This window comes from Mesorhizobium sp. M7D.F.Ca.US.004.03.1.1, from assembly GCF_003998635.1.
Lineage (GTDB): Bacteria > Pseudomonadota > Alphaproteobacteria > Rhizobiales > Rhizobiaceae > Mesorhizobium > Mesorhizobium loti.
Map to the genome: position 1 here is coordinate 1 of NZ_RZQG01000653.1, position 3,428 is coordinate 3,428.

General features: G+C 61.7%; 5 protein-coding genes and 2 tRNA genes. 3 read left to right on the forward strand and 4 right to left on the reverse strand.

The window, feature by feature from the left end; translation table 11 throughout:
• Positions 1–54: 54 nt before the first annotated feature.
• Positions 55–130, reverse strand: a tRNA-Val gene (locus EN935_RS27330).
• Positions 131–346: 216 nt separating this feature from the next.
• On the opposite strand from EN935_RS27330, the gene EN935_RS27335 reads away from it, so the two are divergent.
• The 3 genes from EN935_RS27335 to EN935_RS27345 all read left to right on the forward strand — a co-directional run bounded on the left by EN935_RS27335 (position 347) and on the right by EN935_RS27345 (position 1,149).
• Positions 347–423: transfer RNA gene (locus EN935_RS27335), tRNA-Asp, on the forward strand.
• A gap of 102 nt (positions 424–525) precedes the next feature.
• The gene (locus tag EN935_RS27340; RefSeq protein WP_245468984.1) at positions 526–939 is read left to right on the forward strand and encodes a Gfo/Idh/MocA family oxidoreductase; all 414 of its coding nucleotides are present in this window, start codon (positions 526–528) and stop codon (positions 937–939) included.
• Between the two features lie 6 nt (positions 940–945).
• Positions 946–1,149, forward strand: coding sequence for a hypothetical protein (locus tag EN935_RS27345; RefSeq protein ID WP_127265350.1), 204 nt, complete (start codon positions 946–948; stop codon positions 1,147–1,149).
• 238 nt (positions 1,150–1,387) lie between these two features.
• Here the strand turns inward: EN935_RS27345 and EN935_RS27350 are convergent, their stop codons facing one another.
• The 3 genes from EN935_RS27350 to EN935_RS40945 form a co-directional block, all read right to left on the reverse strand.
• Complete coding sequence (locus EN935_RS27350) at positions 1,388–2,509, reverse strand: ABC transporter permease (RefSeq protein WP_109669551.1); 1,122 nt, start codon at positions 2,507–2,509, stop codon at positions 1,388–1,390.
• A 3-nt stretch (positions 2,510–2,512) separates the two neighbouring features.
• Positions 2,513–3,274: an ABC transporter ATP-binding protein gene (locus tag EN935_RS27355; protein WP_206534577.1), complete on the reverse strand. Its 762-nt coding sequence runs from the start codon at positions 3,272–3,274 to the stop codon at positions 2,513–2,515.
• A partial coding sequence (locus EN935_RS40945; RefSeq protein WP_206534578.1) for a hypothetical protein occupies positions 3,243–3,428 on the reverse strand: 186 nt, incomplete at its 5' end. The genes EN935_RS40945 and EN935_RS27355, both read right to left, overlap by 32 nt.

Below are 3,428 nucleotides of genomic sequence, written 5' to 3' on the forward strand. Positions count from 1 at the left end.
CCATACCGTGGGCTTCGTCATTGACGCGGCCGTGGATGGATCGTCTGATTGGAATGGTGGGCGATGACGGGCTCGAACCGCCGACATCTTCGGTGTAAACGAAGCGCTCTACCAACTGAGCTAATCGCCCGCTCCGGGCCGGACCTTTAAGCGGTCAGGATCGGCTTCGCAAGGCCAAATGAGCGCAAGACGCCTTGGTTGGATGCCGGTTTTGCCAACAAAACGCCGGCTGTCAAAAAACCTTCTCCTGTTTGCTGTTATGCTGTCCTGTCACGCTTGACACCCGGTGGCGAACCCCTTATCCAGCGCCCCAACGACGAACACGGCTGACACGTGTTCGCCATGCGCGGGTGTAGCTCAGTTGGTTAGAGTGCCGGCCTGTCACGCCGGAGGTCGCGGGTTCGAGCCCCGTCACTCGCGCCACCCTCCAACCCCTTGTTCTGCAAGGGTTTCAAGGAGGGTGGCGTTGAAGCAAGTTTGGTCGAGTTTCAATTTTTTTTTGCGCCAAGTTTCAACTTTTTGAACATGCTGACTGGCGGTCCCCTGAACTGGCGTTTCAGCAAGGCACAGGCCGGCCTCGGCGCGCTAGGCGATCTCGGCTCACACCATATTTACCAGGCGCGCTTCCTTGTCGGCGAGGTCGCCGAGGTCGCGGCCATGACTGGAACATGGAGCAAGGATTCCTCAAACCAGATCCTTGACGTCAACGACGATGCTTTCGTCTGCGCGGCACGGCTCGAAAACGGAGCGACGGCGTCGTTCGAAGCGACGCGCGTGGCTGGAGCCCACAATCTCGGTGGCTTCATCGAGGTCGACGGCACCAAAGGGTCCGTCGCTTTCCACATGGAGCGGCTGAACGAGCTGGTCATCTACGAGCCGAAGCGCGGTCCACGGGTGCAGATGGTGACGCAGGCCGGCCATCCTTACAGCGACTTCTAGCTGCCGATGGGCATCCAGGGCCAGCATCCGCTCGGCTGGAACGAGTGTTTCGCCCATCAGGCCAGACACATGCTGGAGGCCGTGGAAGGCGGCAAGCCGATCGCGCCGCGAGCCACTTTCGAGGACGGATACCGTGTAGCCGAAACCGTCGATGCGATCGCGCGGTCAGCGGAATCGGGAACCTTCGAAACCGTCAGGTTCCGGTCCTGAGTTCACGGAATGCCGTTCTATGCAAATGCCGTTGGCAACCCCGACGCGGACTTTTCAACATCGGTCAGAAGCGGACTCTCCCAGGTGAAAGCGCACATGACAGCTTGGCGCCGCATATCGGCCGTCGAGAAGCGCTTTTTATTTCCTGAAGGCAGACATGGCCGACCACCACACTCCAGGTCCTCCAAAGCCTGCCCCGCATGATCCGCTTACTCAAATAATACTCGCCCCCCCGGCGTCAGATCCTGCGAAGCGCGTCAGCGGGGAGAAGACGTGTAGCGCGCCAGGCCGGGTAGAGCGCGCCGAGGGGGCCAGCGATGAAGACGAAGATCAGCGCCTGCGCGATCGACCAGCCTGACAGGTAAGGCACGATCAAGCCCGCTGCGAAGTTTGTCTTCGCCGCCATCTCCATCGTGAGGACGCCGAGAATGATCCCGATGACCCCGCCGGCTGCGCTCATGATCACGCCTTCGATGAGAATGAGCCGAAGAATCCGCCGCGGTGACCAGCCAAGCGCCGCGAGAACTCCAATCTCGAACGTCCGTTCGTTCACGGCCATCAGAAGTGTATTGGCGACGGCGACAGAGGCCATCGCCATGACAACCAGTGAAATTGTCTGGGCAATCGCTCGAAGCAGATCGAAGATGCGGATGCTGCTGGAAAACTGCTCGGTGTCACCTACCTCAAACCCCTGTGCGGCTGCGATGAGCCGGGTTCGGGCAACAGCGATGTCATTCTTGTCGAGTGGGCGCTTCAACCTCACCTCGTACAAGGTAAAAACGTCCTCCCGCGACAGGAGTTGCTGCAGTCCTTCAAGCGGAACGATCGCGCTGTTCTGGTTCAGCACGGACGAGAACGACGCGATGCCGACAATCCTATAGGGCTGGAACTGCAGCTCGACGGTATCACCCACCCGCTTGTCCAATGCGCGGGCGATCGATTCGCCAAGGATCACGGACCACTGGTCCCCCGGTGCAGGGATTCGCCCCGCCAGGAGGTGCATGTCTTTCCACAGGAAGCTGTCGCTCGGCCAGCCGGCCATGACAATATTTGCAGCGTCGTCAGCGGTGGTGATGTTCAGGAGAATGCCCGACACGGCCTCGACGTTTGGTACCGCGGAAAGCCCGGAGCTCAGCGACTTGGGCACGGCGCTGCTCACGAGGTTGAACGCACTGCGTTGGCTCACCACCAAGTCTGCACCGTTCTCATTGATTCCTGAAGCAAATGAGTGCTGGACGCCAGCGGTCAGGCCGGTAAGCGCCACAAACCCCGCGACCGCCAGAGCGATGCCGAGAACCGTGAGGAGGGTGCGAAGCGGGCGCGAAATGAGACCGCGCAAGGGAAGGGTCAGCTCTGTCATGGGTTAGCGGATCCGCAACGTCGGCGCGGGCGTCGGCATCGCCGTCATTCGGTTGTCCGAACGGATGCGGCCGTCGGATATCTCGACGCGCCGACCGCACAGCGCGGCCACGTCCTCGTCATGGGTCACCACGATCACTGCGGTACCGAACTCGCGATGCGCGTTGCCAATGATGCTCATCACGGACTGGCTCGTCTGCACGTCGAGACTTCCTGTCGGCTCGTCCGCAACGAGAAGCTTCGGACGGTTGGCAAGCGCCCGCGCAATTGCAAGCCGCTGACGTTCGCCGCCCGAAAGCTCGGCCGGCCGGAGCGTAGCGCGTTCGGCAAGACCGAAATGTGCCAGAAGTTCGAGCGCGCGAACGCGACGCTGCCGCGCTCCGCCGAGGTTTCCCAACAAAGCCACCTCGATATTCTCGCGCGCCGATAAGGACTGGAGCAGGAAGAAGTTCTGGAAAACGATGCCGATCCTGCTGGCCCGCACGGCTGCCCATGCTGCCCTCCCGTTGACGGCCCGTCCTTCGAACCGAACTTCGCCGCGCGTTGGCCGGTCGAGGCCGCAGACCAGGTTCAGGATCGTGGACTTGCCGCTCCCGCTGCGGCCGACAATGGCGACGGTCTCATCATCCTCGATCGCAAGCGACACACCGTCAACGGCGACAATACGACCGCCTTCAAAGTCGCGGCCGACATTGCTCAATTCGACGAGGAGGGACATGAGCACAAGCGAGGCGTCATACCCGGCCTTTCCTGAGATCGGCGACAAGTGCTGGGATCGAGCCGCCGTTGCCGGCGAGCAGTTGGCCAACACGGTCCCGCTGCTGCACGGTCACGGAGCCGCCGTCGACAAAGACATCGCCGATGCAGAGCTGTCCGCGGCAGTGGCGGACACGCCAGTCCACTGACGTTGGGCCGTGGAG

Bases quoted from the DNA above. Each gene is read 5' to 3' on its own strand.
- EN935_RS27340 (WP_245468984.1), top strand. From the start codon at position 526: ATGCTGACTGGCGGTCCCCTGAACTGGCGTTTCAGCAAGGCACAGGCC.
- EN935_RS27345 (WP_127265350.1), top strand. From the start codon at position 946: ATGGGCATCCAGGGCCAGCATCCGCTCGGCTGGAACGAGTGTTTCGCC.
- EN935_RS27350 (WP_109669551.1), bottom strand. From the start codon at position 2,509: ATGACAGAGCTGACCCTTCCCTTGCGCGGTCTCATTTCGCGCCCGCTT.